16 protein-coding genes are annotated in these 16,842 nt (G+C 24.8%); all 16 read left to right on the top strand.

The features are described 5' to 3' along the window. Positions 1-3: 3 nt before the first annotated feature. The 16 genes from rsmH to ACIJYE_RS05330 all read left to right on the top strand — a co-directional run bounded on the left by rsmH (position 4) and on the right by ACIJYE_RS05330 (position 16,842). Positions 4-1,014, top strand: coding sequence for a 16S rRNA (cytosine(1402)-N(4))-methyltransferase RsmH (gene rsmH / locus ACIJYE_RS05405; protein ID WP_435089810.1), 1,011 nt, complete (start codon positions 4-6; stop codon positions 1,012-1,014). A gap of 17 nt (positions 1,015-1,031) precedes the next feature. After that, on the top strand, positions 1,032-1,316 hold the full coding sequence (locus ACIJYE_RS05400; RefSeq protein WP_435089808.1) for a cell division protein FtsL: 285 nt from the start codon (positions 1,032-1,034) through the stop codon (positions 1,314-1,316). Beyond that, entirely contained in the window at positions 1,316-2,998 is a 1,683-nt protein-coding gene (locus ACIJYE_RS05395; RefSeq protein WP_435089806.1) for a peptidoglycan D,D-transpeptidase FtsI family protein, read from the top strand. Before ACIJYE_RS05400 ends, ACIJYE_RS05395 begins: the two co-directional genes overlap by 1 nt. A gap of 2 nt (positions 2,999-3,000) precedes the next feature. After that, positions 3,001-5,841, top strand: a complete 2,841-nt coding sequence (locus ACIJYE_RS05390; RefSeq protein WP_435089804.1) for a UDP-N-acetylmuramoyl-L-alanyl-D-glutamate--2,6-diaminopimelate ligase — start codon at positions 3,001-3,003, stop codon at positions 5,839-5,841. Next, entirely contained in the window at positions 5,842-6,927 is a 1,086-nt protein-coding gene (gene mraY, locus ACIJYE_RS05385; RefSeq protein ID WP_435089802.1) for a phospho-N-acetylmuramoyl-pentapeptide-transferase, read from the top strand. It abuts the gene before it with no gap. Next, a complete protein-coding gene (murD, locus tag ACIJYE_RS05380; RefSeq protein WP_435089801.1) occupies positions 6,927-8,228 on the top strand; it encodes a UDP-N-acetylmuramoyl-L-alanine--D-glutamate ligase in 1,302 nt (433 codons plus the stop codon). The genes mraY and murD overlap by 1 nt, the downstream gene beginning before the upstream one ends. Next, complete coding sequence (locus ACIJYE_RS05375) at positions 8,218-9,345, top strand: FtsW/RodA/SpoVE family cell cycle protein (protein ID WP_435089799.1); 1,128 nt, start codon at positions 8,218-8,220, stop codon at positions 9,343-9,345. Before murD ends, ACIJYE_RS05375 begins: the two co-directional genes overlap by 11 nt. A 2-nt stretch (positions 9,346-9,347) precedes the next feature. Continuing rightward, positions 9,348-10,415 (top strand): UDP-N-acetylglucosamine--N-acetylmuramyl-(pentapeptide) pyrophosphoryl-undecaprenol N-acetylglucosamine transferase, encoded by a 1,068-nt coding sequence (locus tag ACIJYE_RS05370; protein WP_435089798.1) that lies wholly within the window; start codon positions 9,348-9,350, stop codon positions 10,413-10,415. Continuing rightward, positions 10,405-11,799: a UDP-N-acetylmuramate--L-alanine ligase gene (murC, locus tag ACIJYE_RS05365; RefSeq protein WP_435089796.1), complete on the top strand. Its 1,395-nt coding sequence runs from the start codon at positions 10,405-10,407 to the stop codon at positions 11,797-11,799. Before ACIJYE_RS05370 ends, murC begins: the two co-directional genes overlap by 11 nt. Next, positions 11,799-12,485: a UDP-N-acetylmuramate dehydrogenase gene (locus ACIJYE_RS05360; protein WP_435089795.1), complete on the top strand. Its 687-nt coding sequence runs from the start codon at positions 11,799-11,801 to the stop codon at positions 12,483-12,485. The genes murC and ACIJYE_RS05360 overlap by 1 nt, the downstream gene beginning before the upstream one ends. Beyond that, positions 12,449-12,703 (top strand): hypothetical protein, encoded by a 255-nt coding sequence (locus ACIJYE_RS05355; protein ID WP_435091270.1) that lies wholly within the window; start codon positions 12,449-12,451, stop codon positions 12,701-12,703. Before ACIJYE_RS05360 ends, ACIJYE_RS05355 begins: the two co-directional genes overlap by 37 nt. Position 12,704: 1 nt before the next feature. After that, on the top strand, positions 12,705-13,619 hold the full coding sequence (locus ACIJYE_RS05350; protein ID WP_435089793.1) for a D-alanine--D-alanine ligase: 915 nt from the start codon (positions 12,705-12,707) through the stop codon (positions 13,617-13,619). Next, positions 13,600-14,271, top strand: a complete 672-nt coding sequence (locus ACIJYE_RS05345; protein WP_435089791.1) for a cell division protein FtsQ/DivIB — start codon at positions 13,600-13,602, stop codon at positions 14,269-14,271. Before ACIJYE_RS05350 ends, ACIJYE_RS05345 begins: the two co-directional genes overlap by 20 nt. Further along, entirely contained in the window at positions 14,264-14,968 is a 705-nt protein-coding gene (locus tag ACIJYE_RS05340; protein WP_435089790.1) for a hypothetical protein, read from the top strand. The genes ACIJYE_RS05345 and ACIJYE_RS05340 overlap by 8 nt, the downstream gene beginning before the upstream one ends. Positions 14,969-15,032: 64 nt before the next feature. After that, on the top strand, positions 15,033-15,953 hold the full coding sequence (gene lpxC / locus ACIJYE_RS05335) for a UDP-3-O-acyl-N-acetylglucosamine deacetylase (protein WP_435089789.1): 921 nt from the start codon (positions 15,033-15,035) through the stop codon (positions 15,951-15,953). 49 nt (positions 15,954-16,002) lie between these two features. Next, on the top strand, positions 16,003-16,842 hold the full coding sequence (locus ACIJYE_RS05330; protein WP_435089788.1) for an outer membrane protein assembly factor BamD: 840 nt from the start codon (positions 16,003-16,005) through the stop codon (positions 16,840-16,842).

Genomic DNA, 16,842 nt, shown 5'->3' with positions numbered 1-16,842 from the left:
TAAATGGACGCCACCATAGTACCGAAAGCGCAAAAGCACTATCCGGTACTGCTAAAAGAAATTATTAGCATTATTTCCCCTCAATATGGTGGCACATTTATTGACTGCACTTTTGGTCAAGGTGGTTATTCTAAAAAAATCTTAGAATTTGAAAATAGCAAAGTAATTGCTCTTGATCGGGATATTGAGAGTAAAAAAATTGCCAATCAAATAGAAAAAAAATTTGAGGATAGATTTTTATTTAAAAATTTAAAATTTAGTCAATTAAATAATTTAAAACTTAAAAACGAAGATATAAAAAGTGTAATTTTTGATCTTGGATATTCTTATACTCAAATAAAAGATCCTAAAAAAGGTTTGTCGTTTGACTCAATTGGAAATTTAAATATGAAAATGGGTTTAAATAATTTTTCAGCTGGAGATGCAATAAATAAATTAGATGAAAAAGAATTAGAAAAAGTATTTAAATTTTTTGGAGATGAAAAAGAAAGTAAATTCATTGCAAGAAACATTATTAAAGAAAGATCAAAGAATGAAATTAATACACAAACGCTTGTTAAGATCATAGACAAGACAAAAAGAAAAAAAAATTATAAAGTACATAGTGCCACTAAAGTTTTTCAGGCTTTAAGAATTTTAGTTAACAAGGAGATTAGCGAGTTAATATTTGGTCTTATTAATGCAGCAAAAGTTTTAAAAAAAGATGGATTATTAGCTGTTGTTACGTTTCATTCGCTAGAAGATAAAATAGTAAAATATTTTTTTAAAAGTCTCTCTGAAAAAAAAAGTATATCCAGATATGTTCCGGTCATGGAACAAGCTGAAACCTTATTTGAATTAATCGAAAAAAAAGCAATTGTCCCCTCCGAAAAAGAAATCATGGAAAATTCACCTTCCCGATCTGCAAAACTTAGATATGTAAAAAAGAAAACAAATTTTTATGATTTTGAAACTGACATTTTAGATAAATTTAAAAATTTGATTGAAATAGAAAATTTTGGAGACAAACTTTGAAGAAGTCTGTCCTAATATTGATTGTATTTTTACTAATTCTATCAACAGCAATCATTAAAAATTCAGCAAAAAAAATTGAAGATAATATCTTTACAGTTAAGGAAAATCTAAGAGTTTTGCGATCTGAATTTGAAAAAATAAAATTGGAACATGATTATTTAAGTTCTTCAGAAAAATTATTGGAATTTCAATTACAATTTTTTGAAGATGATTTAATTCAAAAAAATATTGAAAATATAAAAGTCTTTAAAAGACAAAATAAAAACAAAAAAATTCAAGATTTGAAAATAACAAAAGAATAATGAAACAATCTAGATCAAAAATTATTATTGAGGACTACAAAAATAATTTTATCTATAAAAAAAATGAAACAAATTTAAATATTCAATTTAACCGAGTAACATTTATATTTTTTGTTTTTTTTATTATTTATTTAATCTACACTATTCATTTAATTCATTTAGGTTCACGTGCATCCCAAGTAGATAAAACTGAAAATATTTCAGTTGCTATTGATAAACTTTATAGGGCAGATATTAAGGATATTAATGGTAATTATTTAGCTAAAACTGTTAAATCAATTGATATAGGAATAAAAACTTCTGATGTAATTGATAAGAAAAAACTTTTACTAAGTTTAAAGATTATATTTCCAAATAAAGATTTTAGTAAAATTGAAAAAGAACTTAATCAAAAAAAATATTTTTATTTAGAAAAGAAAATTTCCGAAGAAAATTATGAAAAGATAATGAAACTTGGAGACAAGTCAATAAAACCTGAAGAAAAAGTCTTAAGAATATATCCTCAAAAAAATCTTTTTAGTCATATTATTGGTCAAATAGATGATGACAACAATGGAATTTCAGGTCTTGAAAAATCTTTTAATGAAATTCTAAGAAAATCAAAAAAAGACATAAAACTAACAGTTGATAAAGATGTACAGTTTTTAATACGAAAAGAATTAATTAAATATCAGGAAATTTTTAAAAGCAAAGGTAGTGCGGCTATACTAATGAATGTAAACAATGGCACTATTCTTTCACTTGTTTCATTACCTGATTTTAATCCTAACGAGAGACAAAATATAACTGATGTAAATTATATTAATAGAGTAACCAAAGGAACTTACGAGCTGGGTTCAGTTTTTAAATCTTTTACATTTGCAAGTGCTCTAAATGAAGATTTGATAAAACCAGAAACTGAGTTTTTTGATTTACCTAAATCTATTAGATGTGACAAACATAGAATTGGAGAGTATGATAATAAAATTCCATCTGACTTAACAGCTGAACAGATTTTAATTAGATCAGGAAATATTGGTTCTGTCAGAATAGGTCAAAAAATTGGACCTGATAAACATAAGTCTTTTTTAGAAAAAATAGGTGTATTGAGTCAAATTAACTTTGATATCGAAGAAGTAGCCCCACAAAAAAGCTATAATTTTGGAAAATGTAAATTAGCAACGGTCTCATTTGGTCATGGAGTTGCAACCACAATCCTTCAGTTGGCAAAAGGTTATGCAATTATATCAAATGGTGGTTATGATGTTAAACCAACATTAACTATTAAAAATGATAAAAAGAGGAATAGACTCCTTAACAAGGGAGTTTCAGAACAAGTCGTTACAGCTTTAAGAAAAATAGTTAATACAAAAGAGGGTACGGCAAAATTTGCGAATGTTGCAAACTATGAAATTGGTGGCAAAACAGGAACTGCAGATCAACCGAAAGATGGATCTTATTCTGATGCAAAAATAAACACTTTTGCATCAATATTTCCAACATCAAACCCACAATTTGTGTTTATTATTATGCTAGACACGCCACAAAAAGCAAAAGACTATTATTATAAATACAGACATCAAAAGGGTGGCTGGAAAGGAACCCTGTATAATACAGCAGGATGGACTTCAGTTGAGGTAGCTGGAAAAGTAATGGATAAAATTGGGCCCATTTTAGCCACAAAATATCTAGAAATTAAATAATTATGTTCCTTGGTGATTACTTTCAAAACATTAAAGCTACTTATAAAAAATTTTTTTTTTCAGGAATTTCCTTTGATAGTACTCAAATAAAAAAAAATTATATTTTTTTTGCAATTAAAGGAAGCAAAGTAGATGGCAATAGTTTTATATCATCTGCAATTTCTAATGGTGCAAAAATAATCGTGACTGAAAAAAAAATTAATGGGTTAAAAAATGGTATTTTATTTGTTCATTCAAATAATGTAAGAAAATTATTAGCCGAAATATCTTTTAAAATTAATAACAAAATACCTAATAATATTATTGCAGTTACAGGAACTAATGGAAAATCGTCTATTGCAGATTTTTATTATCAAATATTAGATTTAAATAAAAAAAAAGTTGCTTCAATTGGAACTTTAGGAATTAAATCAAAAAAATTCAAAAAAAAATTATCAAATACAACGATAGACCCAATTCAATTAAGTATAATTCTAAGTAATTTAAAAAAGCAAAATATTAATAATATTATTATGGAAGCTTCCAGTCATGGTTTAAGTCAAAATAGGCTGGATGGGCTTTCTTTTAATACAGGAGTATTTACAAATTTATCACAAGATCATATGGATTATCACAAAAATATTAAAGATTATTTAAAAGCTAAACTCTATTTATTTGAACAATTAATTAAAAAAGATGGAAACATAATAACTGACGAAAAAATATCTGAATACAAAAAAATAAAAAATATAGCATCAAACAAAAATTTGAATCTTTTTTCATTATTAGATAAAAAAAATAATTTTCAATTCTTGTCCCATCGGTTTGAAGATGAATCTCAATTATTAAAGATAAAATACAATAATTCCATACACAATATTAAACTTAATTTAATAGGTAAAATTCAATTAAAGAATATATTAATGGCAATAATTGCAGCAATAAAAAGCGACATTAGTATTAAAGATATTTTTAAAGTTATACCAAGAATTAAACCTGTAGATGGCAGGCTTGAAAAAATTGGTAAAATTAAAAACAATTCTAAAATAATTTTAGATTACGCTCATACACCAGATGCTTTAAAAACTTGTTTAAAAAATTTAAAGGAGCAATTTCCAGGTCATAATGTTTCTTTAGTGTTTGGATGTGGTGGTAATAGGGATCATAGTAAAAGAGCTAAAATGGGCAAAATCGCAGATTATTTTTCTGATAAAATATATCTTACAGATGACAATCCAAGATTAGAGCGTCCTAGTAAAATAAGAAAAGATATAAAAAAAGGTATAAAAAAACAAAAAATATTGGAGTTCCCGAATAGAGCAAAAGCAATATCAGAAGCAATAAAAGATTTAAATACAGGAGAAATTTTACTTGTAGCAGGCAAGGGTCACGAAACAATCCAGGAAATTGGTAAGAAAAAAATTTTCTTTTCTGATAAAAAAATTATTCTTAAAGAAATAAAAACAAAAAATCAAACTTTATCAAATAATTTGAAAGCAAATATAATTAATGAGCTTTCTGGTCAAAAAAAAATACCTCTTAAGGTTTCATTAAAACATGCAAGGATTAATTCTCAAGAAATAAATAAAAGTGATATTTTTTTTGCAATTAAAGGTAAAAAAAATGATGGTAATAAATTTATAAGTGAAGCCTTTAAAAAAAAGGCATCAATAGCAATAGTAAATACGATTAATAATGATAATAAAAAATATCAGCTTAAAGTAAATGATACTTTGAAATTTTTAACAAAAAGCTCAAAAATATATAGGCAAAATATAAATACAAATATCATAGCTATCACAGGGAGTTGTGGAAAAACTACTTTAAAAGAATTATTGGGAAATTCATTAAAACAATTTTCAAGAGTAAGTATTTCCCCCAAGTCATATAATAATAAATATGGTGTTCCTTTAAGTTTGTTTAATTTAAATCAAAAAGATGATTATGGAGTATTAGAAATTGGAATGGATAAAAAAGGTGAAATTGATTATCTATCAAAAATTGTTAAGCCAGATGTTAGTGTAATTACGAATATTAGTTATGCCCACGCTAAGAATTTTAAAAGTATAAAACAAATTGCATTAGCAAAATCAGAAATAATTAACAATACAAAAGATAATGGTTTTATTATTCTGAATGCTGATGATAATTTCTTTTGGCTACATAAAAAATTAGCTATTAAAAAAAATCTTAAAATTTTATCATTCAGTATTAGAAGTAAAAATTCAAATATAAAACTTTTAAATATTAAGAAAGAGGCCGATACATATAAAGCAACTATTAAAGTAAATAATTTTAAAACTTATTTTTTAATACAAAATAATTTTCAAAATAATATCTTAAATATTCTGGCGACTTTGGCAGTAATGAGTATCTATTTGGATATTTCTAAAATTGATAAAAATATTTTTAATAATTTCAAAACTCCAAATGGTAGAGGAGATATTTCTAAAATAAAACTCAACAATAAGAGCTTAAATTTGATAGATGAAAGTTATAATTCAAATCCGTTGTCTCTTAAATCAGCAATTCTAAACTTTGATAAAATTAAATCAAATAAATCAAAAAAATATTTACTTTTAGGTGACATGTTAGAGCTAGGAAAATATTCAAAAAAACTTCATCGATCTATTGGTAAGATGATTAATAAGTCAAATATTGATAAAGTTTATGTTAAGGGAAATGAAGTTTTGTTTACTTTCAACTCAATCTCAAAATTAAAAAAAGGTGGAATATTAAATAACGACACAGAAATTATTAATTTGATTAAAAATGATTTAAATAATAATGATTATCTTATGGTTAAGGCCTCAAACGCGACAGGTTTCAATATGATGATTAATAAAATAAAAGGTTTAAAATAAATGCTTTATCAATTTTTATTGAATTTTGTAGACTCTTTTGGTTTTTTAAATGTATTCAAATATATAACTTTTAGGACAGGATTATCTTTATTTACCTCACTTATAATTGTTTTGTTGATAGGTGGACCTTTCATTAATTTTTTTTCAAATAGAAAAATTGTGAATCCTATTCGAGATGATGGTCCAGAAGACCATATAATCAAAAAAATCGGTACTCCAACAATGGGAGGAGTAATTATATTATTTGGATTGTTAATTTCGGTTCTATGTTGGGGGGACCTATCTAATACAAGTGTTTTATTTTGTATTTATATTGCAATTTCATTTGGTTTACTTGGCGCATTTGATGATTATAAAAAAATACAACATAATAACTCTTCAGGAATTTCATTTAAATTTAAAATATTATCGCAAATTATTTTAGCAATTTTAGGAGTAAGTTTTTTTGTATATTTTGTAGATTATCAAGAAATTACTAATTTATATTTTCCATTTTTTAAAAACTTAATTATTAATCTTGGTTGGTTTTTCATTCCATTCTCAGTATTTGTAATAGTTGGGTCATCTAATGCAGTAAATTTAACAGATGGACTTGATGGATTAGCTACTGTGCCTGTAATTTTAGTTGCAGGCTGTTTTGCATTTATAAGTTATGTAACTGGTAATATAGTTTTTTCTGACTATTTGCAGATTCCCTATATTGAAGGAACAGGTGAAGTCTCAATTTTTTGTGGCGCTATAATTGGATCTTGTTTGGGTTTTTTATGGTTTAACGCACCACCAGCAAAAATTTTTATGGGTGATACAGGCTCTCTGGCACTTGGGGGATCCTTGGGTGCTGTAGGTATAATTACAAAACACGAAATTGTATTAGCAATAACAGGTGGACTATTTGTTCTTGAGGCTGTTTCAGTAATGGTTCAAGTTGTTTCTTTTAAATTAACTGGAAAAAGAATTTTTAGAATGGCACCAATACACCATCATTTTGAAAAAAAAGGGTGGCCAGAGTCAACTGTTGTAATTAGGTTTTGGATAATTTCTATTATTCTAGCTATGATAGGATTAGCCACTTTAAAATTAAGATAATGACAAAAAGTAAAAATATTTTTTTAGGAAAAAAAATATTAATTTATGGATTAGGTAAAAGTGGAATTTCTTCATATAAATTTTTAAACAATAAAGCTAAAGTTTTTTTGTTTGATGATAATTTAAAAAAAGAAATTAACTCTAAGTTAAATCAAAGACTTAAAGATGTTAGGGAAGTATCCAAAATAAAATTTGATAAAATTATTATTAGCCCAGGTATAGATATTTCGAATTGTAGATTAACTGATATTTTAAAAAAAAACCTCTCTAAAATTTATACTGATTTAGATGTTTTTTATTCATTTTATAAAAATAAAAGTATTGCTATCACAGGTACCAATGGAAAATCAACTACAGCAAAAATTTTGCATGAGCTTTTGTTGAGTCAAAAACATGATTCAAGATTAATTGGTAATATTGGTAATCCTGCTTTATCTGAAAAACAAATTACTAAAAAAACTGTATTTGTTATTGAAGCATCATCCTATCAATTAGATTATAGTAAATTATTTACTTCAAAATATGCAATAATACTTAATATTACTCCCGACCATTTAGAAAGACACAAAAATTTAAAAAATTATATTAATGCTAAATTTAAATTATTAGACTCTCAATTAAGAAAATCTATTGCGTTGGTAAAAAAAAATGATCCATTAATAAGCGAGGCCATAAAGAAAGGTAGATTTAAACAAAAAATTATCAAAGTAGATACATTAAAAAATGATAAAATTTTTGATCAATTAAGAAACAAATATTTTTCATCTTTTGGGAACAAAGAAAATTTATCTTTTATTCTAAAAATTTCAAAAATATTAAAAGTAGATAATAAAAATTTACTTAAAACTTTAAATAAATTTAAAGGTTTAAAGTATCGGCAACAAATAATTTATGAAAAAAAAAATCTAATTATCATAAATGATTCAAAATCAACTAGCTTTGCATCTTCTGAAAATTTACTTAAGAGTTTTAACAAAGTATATTGGATTTTAGGAGGTATTCCCAAAAAAAATGATAGATTTAAACTAACCAAAAAAAATTGTAAAAATTTTAAGGCTTTTATATTTGGAAAAAACTATAAAGAATTTAAAACAAATTTAAAAAAAAAAATGTATGTTGCAAATTTTTTGAACTTAAAAGATGTGTTGAAAAGAATATTGTTAATTATTAAAAAAGAAAAATTACAAAAAAATATTATATTTTTTAGCCCAGCCGGTGCTTCATTCGATAATTTTAAAAATTTTGAAGATAGAGGTCATTATTTTAACCAATTAGTTAAAAAGATATTAAATGAAAAATAATAGCCTCTTATACAAATTTTATTATCAATGGTGGAAGAATATAGATAAATCAATTTTTTTACTCATAACCCTCTTATTCATAATAGGACTATTTTTTTCATTAGTTTCAACCTCATTAATTGCTTCAGATAAGTTAGATACAAATAGTTATTTTTTTTTTTTTAAGCATTTAATTTATATTTGTATTGGAATATTTATAATCTTTATTTTTTCATCTATTAATACTAACCAATTATTTAAATATTCAGTTATTCTCTTTTTTATTTCTTTATTTTCATTATTTTTAGTCCCAATAATTGGTGCTGAAGTTAAAGGGTCGAAAAGATGGATAGATTTATTTTTCCTACCAAGATTTCAACCTATTGAAATACTAAAACCATTTTTAATTATAATGTTATCAACTATTCTTTGCAGCAAAAAGGTCTCTAATCTTTATTTAAAATATTTGATATCAATTTTTATAGTATCTATAATTTCTTTACTTTTAATTATGCAACCAGACATTGGTCAAACACTACTTGTTGTATTTTCTTGGGCTGTTTTAATTTTTACCTCTGGTATCAACATTTTTTTTCTTTTCGCGTTTTCTTTATTTGTATTAAGTCTTATAATTTATTTGATCATCTATGTGCCTAAGTTTGACTACATACAAAGCAGAATCTCCTCTTTTTTTGATAGGGAAACGGGCACCCATAATTTTCAATCCGATAAAGCCATAGAGTCAATTACAAGTGGAGGTTTTTTTGGAAAAGGAATTGGTGAAGGCACATTAAAAAATAGAGTCCCAGAGGCACATACAGATTATATAATTTCAGTTATTTCAGAAGAGTTTGGGGTTGTTGCCATAATATTAATATTATTATTATTTTTAATATTTATTTATATGGTTTTTAAAAAAATTAATTTTGAAAAAAGTGAAAAAGTAAAACTAGTGTTAATAGGTTGTATCAGCTTAATTTTAATGCAGGCTACAATACATATAGGTGTAAATATTAGATTATTCCCAACTACAGGAATGACGTTGCCATTTTTAAGTTATGGTGGTTCTTCAATTGTAAGTATTTCAATATTATCAGGAATAATTTTGAATTTAACGAAGAGAAAAATGAATTATTAGAAATGAAAAAAAAAATATTAATTTCTACAGGTGGATCTGGTGGGCATGTCATACCAGCTATTACGATTTATGATCATTTAAAAAATGATTATGATGTTGCAATTTCTACTGACGTGAGAGGTTTTAGATATTTAAATAATGAAAATTACAAAACTTTTTTAATTGACACTCCTAGATTAAATCGACTAATTTATATTCCATTTTCAATTTTGGTTATATTTTTTTTAACTATAAAATCTTTACTTTTATTTAAAAGAGAAAAAATAAATATATTGATTTCTACAGGAGGCTACATGTCTTTGCCTTTATGTTTGGCTGCTAAAGTATTAAAAATCAAAATTTTTTTATTAGAACCGAATATGATTATTGGAAGAGCAAATAAATTTTTCTTAAATATTTGTGAAAAAATAATATGTTATGATAACAATATTATTAATTTTCCAAAAAAATTTATAAATAAGTTAATCGTACTGACTCCACTCTTAAGAAAAAAATATTATGAAAGAAATAATAATTTAAAGATAGATAAAAAATTTACTGTAATTGTGATAGGAGGAAGTCAAGGAGCAAAAATATTTGATGAATTATTACACAAGACTTTTATAAAAATTTCAAAAATTAAGCCACTAAAAGTAATTCATCAAACAAATGAAGCAAATATTAATACTCTTAAAAATCTTTATTTAAAAAATAAAGTTGAAAATATCGTTTTTGAATTTGATCAAAATTTATATAGACTTTTGAGCCAAGCAGATTTATGCATAACAAGAGCTGGCGCATCTAGTTTAGCCGAAATTGCTAGTCTTAAGCTACCTTTCATTGCTATTCCATTACCTACTTCCAAAGATAATCATCAGTTCCAAAATGCTAAATATTATGAAAATAAAAATTGTTGTTGGATAATTGATCAAAATAATTTTAATCAACTTAAATTAGAGGACTTATTACTAGATATTTTAAAAAATGGTGATGACTTTATAAAGAAAAAAAATAACTTAGAAAATTTAAATTATCAAAATACTTGGAATAGTGTAAATCAAAATTTACTAAAAATAATAAATGAAAATTAAATTAGCTAAATCTGAAATAATTCACTTTGTTGGTATAGGAGGTATTGGCATGAGTGGCTTAGCTTTGGTAATGAAGGGTAAAGGCTTTAAAGTTCAAGGAAGTGATGTAGCTAATAATAAAAATATTGAAAGATTAAAAAAAGAAAAAATAAAAATTTCAATTGGACATAAAAAACAAAATATTAATAAAGCAACTATTATAGTTGTTTCTTCAGCGATAAAAAAAAACAATCCAGAACTTATAGAAGCCAAAAAAAAACAATTACCAGTTTATAAAAGAGGTGAAATGTTAGCTCACATAGTCTCTCTTACAAAAAATATTGTTGTTGTAGGATCACATGGAAAAACAACTACAACTTCTTTAATAGCTTCAATTTTTCAGGAGACCAAAATAGATCCAACGATAATTAATGGTGGTGTAATTAATTCTATCAACAATTCTGCAAAACTAGGTAAAAGTGATTGGTCTATATTAGAAGCTGACGAATCTGATGGTAGCTTTGTTTATATACCACCAACTTATTCAATAATAACTAATATTGATAGAGAGCATATGGATTTCTATAGTTCTATGGAAGAACTTAATAAGTATTTTATAAAATTTGTGAAAAAAGTTCCATCTTTTGGTAAATCATTCATTTGTCTTGATGATAAGAATAATAAAAATTTAATTAAGAATTTAAAAAATAAAAATTTTTATACATATGGCTTAGATTCAAAATCAAACTTTTGCATAAAAAATATAAAACAATTTAGACAATTTTCAGAATTTGATTTAAAAATTATTTTACCGAATAGGAAAAATAAATTAATAAGACAAATAAAAATTCCATTATTAGGAATTCACAATATACGAAATTCAGTTGCAGCTGCAGCATTATCAGTCACTGTTGGATTAACAGTTTCAAGTATAAAAAAAGGATTAAAAAACTTTAAAGGAGTACAAAGACGATTTAATAAAATTTTTACTTATAATGGTGTAGATTTTTTTGATGATTATGCACATCATCCTACAGAAATTAAAGTAGTCTTGGATGGTGTAAGTAATGTTTATAAAGGTTATGAAAAAATATGTATTTTTCAACCACATAGAATTTCTAGATTAAAGGATTTAAAGAAAGAATTTACCTATGCTTTTAAAGACGCTGATAAAGTAATTTTATTTCCAATTTATACTGCTGGTGAAAAGACAAAGTTAGGTTTTAGTTACCTAAATTTTGCAAAAGATCTTATTAAAAACTCAAAAGTCAAATTATTTTTGGTGGATGATAAATTTCAATTAGCAAAGTATATTAAGAATAATATAAATGGAAAAAAAATAGTTATTGGAATGGGTGCGGGAACTATCTCAACTTGGATGAGAGAGCTTCCTAAATTATTATAATGAACATTAGCCTGAATGAATTGTCATCGGAGTTTAATAACAATATAAAAATTGATTACGATTTAAAAAAAAAGAATTGGTTTAATATAGGTGGAAAAACTAAAATTTATTATAAAGCTGATAACCTAAAAGAATTAATTAAGTTCTTAAAAAAAGTTGAAAATAAAGAAAAAATATTTGTTTTAGGAGGTGGCTCAAATACTCTAATTACAGACAAAACTTATAATGGTGTTGTAATCAAACTTTCTAACAATTTTAACAATATTTCACTCCTATCTGATGATATAATTATTGCTGGAAGCGCTGTTAATGACAAGTCACTTGCAGAATTTGCAATGGATAATAATTTGGGCGGATTTGAATTTCTTACTTGTATACCTGGTACAGTTGGTGGGGGGATAAAAATGAATGCAGGTTGTTTTGGAAGAGAATTTAAAGATATTTTAGTCTCAATACAAACAATAAATAAATCAGGTCAAGTAACAACAATACCAGCAAAAGATATTAACTTTAAATATAGGGATAGTAGATTGTCAGATGATTTAATTTTTTTAAGTGCGTCTTTTAAAGGTTATAAAAAAAATTCAAATTTAGTTAAAAATGAGATGAGAGAACTAAAAAAAAAAAAGAAAATACTCAACCTACAAAAATTAAAACTAGTGGAAGTACTTTTAAAAATCCTGTAGATCAATCAGATAAAAAAGTTTGGCAATTGATAAAAGAATCTGTTTCCCTTGAGAAAAGTTTTGGGGATGCGTGTATTTCTAAAAAACATTGTAATTTTTTTGTAAATAAAGGAAATGCTAAGTTCGAAGATATGAAAAAGCTGATAAAATTTGTATCAGAGAATGTTTTAAAAAAAACAGGCATCAAGTTAGAAACAGAAATTAAAATTTTAGAATAAATTGAAAAAAAAAATACTTATAATTTCAGGTGGAATTTCAAAGGAAAGATCAATTAGTCTTGATACAGGCTCACAAGTTGCAAAAGAATTAAAAAAAAATAATTATAAAATAAAAATTTCTGAACCTCATAAAAACCTAGTAAAGAATATTAATCAATTTAAACCAAATATTATTTTTAACGCACTCCACGGACAATTTGGAGAAGATGGTTATATTCAAACTGTCCTTGAAGGTTTTAAATTACCTTATACTCACTCAGGTGTAATCGCTTCATCAATAGCAATGGATAAAGAAATTTCAAAAAAAATTTTTATAAAGAATAAAATTACTACACCAAAGTTTATAACATATTCATACAATAAAAAAATTTCTGATTTGATAAAATTGATAGATAAAAAACTTAAATTTCCAGTTGTGGTAAAGCCTAAAAACGAAGGTTCTAGTGTTAACGTTTATATATGTACAAAAAAAAATATTACAAAAATTTTAAATTCAATGAAAAACTACAAGAAGATAATGATTGAGGAATTTATTGCTGGAAGAGAGATACAAGTTGCTATTATGGGTAACAAAAAATTAGGTGCGATTGAACTTAAACCAAAAAGAAAATTTTATGACTATAAGGCTAAGTATAATACAAATGCTAAAACTCAACACATAATACCTGTTGAATTATCTAAAAATAAAATGGATGAAGTTATGAATATGGCGCTTAAGGCACATAAAGTTATAGGCTGTAGAGGTGTAACTAGATCTGATTTTAAATTTTATAAAAATAAGTTTTACTTGTTAGAAATTAATACTCAACCCGGAATGACCAAGTTATCTCTTGTGCCTGAAATAGCAGCATATAGTGGAATTAGTTTTATAAAACTAATTGAATGGATTTTAAAAGATGCATCAACGAAAAGGTAAAAAAATTTTAATTTATTTTTTTTTACTAATTTTGGTTGGTTCAATTAATAACATTAATTTAAATAATCTTAAATTAAGGGAAATTAGAAACATAAATGTTACTGGGCTTGGAGATAATGTTAACCCTATCTTATTGCAAGAAATTAAAGATTTAAATTTAGGTAATATTTTTTTTATCAACAAAAATGAAATCATCAATCAAATTGATACCAATAGTTTGGTAGAAAAATATTTTGTTTTTAAAAAGTATCCATCAACAATAGATATAAAAATAGATAAAACTAAATTTTTAGCGAGAATAAATGATGGAGGAAAAATATATCTGGTAGGTAGTAATGGAAAATTTTCTGAAAATGACTTTTCAAATAATCAATTACCATTTATTTTTGGTAATCTCGATATTGATGAATTTCTAAATTTAAGAAAAATAATTGATCAACTTGATATCTCATATGATAGCATTAAAAATCTATATTTTTTTTCATCTAAAAGATGGGATATTGAACTCAGAAATAATATAATAATTAAATTGTCTAAAAATAACACAAAAGATTCTTTAAAATTAGCATTGGAATTTTTGCATAGCAATGAATTTAAGGATATTAAACAAATTGATGCAAGAATTAAGAATCAAATTATTTTAAATGATTGAAGAAGTAGATTTTGAAACTTTTCTTTACGTTTCAAAGAATAAATTACAAATTTTTGTACTTGATAAAAAAAAACTAGAAAATCTGTACAGAGAAGAATTTAAAATTAAAGATGAGTTTAATTTTAAAGATTTAAACGATTTATCAAAATTTCTTGATAAAAACATTTATAAAATAGAGAAATTAGTTGGTAATTTTATAAAGAACATTGTCTTGATAATAGAAAATGATGAAAATTTAAATGTAAATATTGCAATTAAAAAAAAGAATTATGAAAGTTTTATAAATCAAAAATATTTAAAAGGTTATTTAACTGAAATTAAAGATTTATTTAACGAAAACTATGAGAAGCAAAGTATTATGCATATGATCATTACCAATTATATTGTAAATGGAAAAAAACAGTCTTTATTTGCTAGCGGTCTAAGTGGTGACTATTTGTGTTTAGAGGTTAATTTTTTATGTATATCTAATGATCTAATCTTTTTATTTAATAACCTTTTGGAAAAGTATCAAATTAAGATCAGTCGATATATGTGTGGTAATTATATTAAAAATTTCTTTGAAGAAAATAGTTGTGAATTATCATTAATGGCTAATAAAATCAAAAATGGTCTGAATGATAACGAAGTCATTGTGGTTCCAAAAGATATTGAAAATAAAGGTTTTTTTGAAAAATTTTTTCAACTATTTAGCTAAAACTGTTATTTCTGGTAACATTAGTTGTTTTTAAAATTCACTTAAATCCAATTAAAACACATTTGTGTCTTATTTAACTCAAAAAACAATTAAAAATAATGTTTCGTTTAAAGGTATTGCACTTCACAGCGGTCTGAATGTAAATATCTGTATTAAACCAGCTGAACCTAACTTTGGTATTGTTTTTAAAAGAGTAGATTTAAAAGTTAATAATTTAGTTTACCCAAATTTTATGAATGTTACCAATACGTCTTTAAACACAACAATAGAAAATGAATTTGGTGTAAAAGTATCAACTATTGAACATTTAATGGGAGCGTTATTTGGATTAGGTATTGATAATGCACTAATTGAAATTAATAATGAGGAAGTTCCAATCTTAGATGGGTCGGCTAAAGAATTTATCAAAAAAATAATTTTATCTGGAATAAAAATAAGTGATGCGCCAATTAAAATTATTAAGATTAATAAAGAAATTAAATTTTCAGACGGAGAAAGATTTATTTCAATTTATCCTTCAACATTAAGTCTAGATATTGATTTTGAGCTTAAATACAAAAATCAAGTAATTGGAAATCAGAGAAATAAAGTTAAAGTTTATGAAGATGATTTGACTAATGTTTATGACTCAAGAACATTTTGCCTGTTTGAGGATATTGAATTTATTAAAAAAAATGGCTTAGCAAAAGGTGGTAGTTTAGATAATGCAATAGTTGTTAAAGATAAAGAAATATTAAATCCCGAAGGATTAAGAAACGACAAAGAGTTTGTTAATCATAAAATACTAGATTGTATTGGTGATCTATATACATCAGGATATAGAATTGTTGCAGGAATAAAATGCTCTCAAGGGGGCCACTTTCTGACAAATCAGTTATTAAGAAAAGTATTTCAAAATAAGGATAATTTTTCAATTTTAGAAATTAAAGAAAAGAATCTTCCTCACACCCTAATAAATAGAAATTTATTAAGGTCTATAGCTTAATAATTAAAGATAGCTTTAAAATTACTTATTAAATTAGTATAAGCTTTAGATGAAAATTTTAAAGATTTTACCTTTTTTGCTATTAATTTTTTTCTCATTTTCATGCACTAAGGAAAAAGAAATTAAATCAGTCATAAGTGAAAAAAGTTTAGACTTGCAAGTTCTAGAAGCTTACAAGATAGGTGTAGAATCATTGGAGCGTGGAGACGCTGTGTTTGCTGCGAGAAAATTTAACGAGGCAGAAATATTATTCCCCCAGTCAGAATGGGCTCCAAAATCTGCTTTAATGGCAGCGTATGCTTACTATACTCAAGATTATTATGAGGATGCTATAGCTGAATTGCAGAGATTTATCAAAGTGTACCCACTTTATAAAGATTTAGATTATGCTTATTATCTTATGGGTGTCTCTTTTTACGAGACAATAATTGATGAAAAAAAAGATTTACAAACAATTGTAAATTCAAAAGAAAACTTTGAATATTTGATTAAAAATTTTCCTAATACAGAATATGCTTTAGATGCTGAATTTAAATTAGATTTAATAAATGATACACTTGCTTCCAAGGAAATGTACATAGGGAGATATTATTTTGATAAAAAGAAATGGATTCCAGCTATTAATAGATTTAGAAATGTTATAGATGATTATGAAACGACAGTTTACACAGAAGAAGCATTACACAGATTAGTTGAAGTTCATTATACTATTGGGTTAACTGATGAAGCAGAAAAATATGCTAACTTGCTAGGTTATAATTATCAATCTTCAGAATGGTATGAAAGATCATATAGGGTATTTAACAAAAAGTATAAAAAAAATAAAATTAAAAAAAATAAAAAAAAGAATAATTCTATTTTAAAAAAATTCAAATCTCTTGTGGATTGA

It is taken from the genome of Candidatus Pelagibacter bacterium nBUS_30, assembly GCF_051201245.1.
Classification (GTDB): Bacteria; Pseudomonadota; Alphaproteobacteria; order Pelagibacterales; family Pelagibacteraceae; genus Pelagibacter.
Note: the sequence above shows the minus strand (reverse complement) of the source record. Positions and strands in the feature narration are given on the sequence as shown.

Bases quoted from the DNA above. Each gene is read 5' to 3' on its own strand.
- rsmH (WP_435089810.1), top strand. From the start codon at position 4: ATGGACGCCACCATAGTACCGAAAGCGCAAAAGCACTATCCGGTACTG.
- ACIJYE_RS05395 (WP_435089806.1), top strand. From the start codon at position 1,316: ATGAAACAATCTAGATCAAAAATTATTATTGAGGACTACAAAAATAAT.
- ACIJYE_RS05390 (WP_435089804.1), top strand. From the start codon at position 3,001: ATGTTCCTTGGTGATTACTTTCAAAACATTAAAGCTACTTATAAAAAA.
- mraY (WP_435089802.1), top strand. From the start codon at position 5,842: ATGCTTTATCAATTTTTATTGAATTTTGTAGACTCTTTTGGTTTTTTA.
- murD (WP_435089801.1), top strand. From the start codon at position 6,927: ATGACAAAAAGTAAAAATATTTTTTTAGGAAAAAAAATATTAATTTAT.
- ACIJYE_RS05375 (WP_435089799.1), top strand. From the start codon at position 8,218: ATGAAAAATAATAGCCTCTTATACAAATTTTATTATCAATGGTGGAAG.
- ACIJYE_RS05370 (WP_435089798.1), top strand. From the start codon at position 9,348: ATGAAAAAAAAAATATTAATTTCTACAGGTGGATCTGGTGGGCATGTC.
- murC (WP_435089796.1), top strand. From the start codon at position 10,405: ATGAAAATTAAATTAGCTAAATCTGAAATAATTCACTTTGTTGGTATA.
- ACIJYE_RS05360 (WP_435089795.1), top strand. From the start codon at position 11,799: ATGAACATTAGCCTGAATGAATTGTCATCGGAGTTTAATAACAATATA.
- ACIJYE_RS05345 (WP_435089791.1), top strand. From the start codon at position 13,600: ATGCATCAACGAAAAGGTAAAAAAATTTTAATTTATTTTTTTTTACTA.
- ACIJYE_RS05340 (WP_435089790.1), top strand. From the start codon at position 14,264: ATGATTGAAGAAGTAGATTTTGAAACTTTTCTTTACGTTTCAAAGAAT.
- ACIJYE_RS05330 (WP_435089788.1), top strand. From the start codon at position 16,003: ATGAAAATTTTAAAGATTTTACCTTTTTTGCTATTAATTTTTTTCTCA.